This window comes from Bartonella sp. AA2SXKL (assembly GCF_042197205.1).
Classification (GTDB): Bacteria; Pseudomonadota; Alphaproteobacteria; order Rhizobiales; family Rhizobiaceae; genus Bartonella.
The window spans coordinates 332-785 of the sequence record NZ_JBHIRN010000106.1; the positions used below are offsets into that span (position 1 = coordinate 332).

The window sequence follows — 454 nt, forward strand, 5'->3', positions numbered from 1 at the left end:
GAAGATGCTAACTGGGGACGGGTGGTTATGGCAGTTGGTAAGGCAGGTGTTGAAGTAGACCGTGATTTGTTAACGATTTGGTTTGGTGAACATCGTTTGGCGATCAATGGTGAACGAGATCCTGAATATTGTGAAGAGAAAATAGGCGCTTATATGCAAAATAAACACATTACAATTCGTGTTGATATTGGCTTAGGTACTGGTAAAGCCACTGTTTGGTCTTGTGATTTAACGAAAGAATACGTTATGATCAATGGCGATTACAGAAGTTAATTGATGTACTATAAATTTGACATTGGATATTTCTTCAGAGAAGATTAGAGATTTAAATTCTTCCATCTTGGGGTAGGGGGCGTTGTAGAAGAGATGGTTATCCTTACTATTCCTAGTGGAGAGTGATATGCATAGAAAAAGTTCACTTCTTCTTGTCGTTGCATGCGCATTATTGGATCAA

General features: G+C 38.5%; 1 protein-coding gene. It reads left to right on the forward strand.

Features of this window, described 5'->3' with window-relative positions; genetic code table 11:
• Nucleotides 1–273, forward strand: a 273-nt coding sequence (locus tag ACFINS_RS10065) for a bifunctional ornithine acetyltransferase/N-acetylglutamate synthase (RefSeq protein WP_375706184.1), incomplete at its 5' end; no start/stop codon positions are given.
• Nucleotides 274–454: the final 181 nt, after the last annotated feature.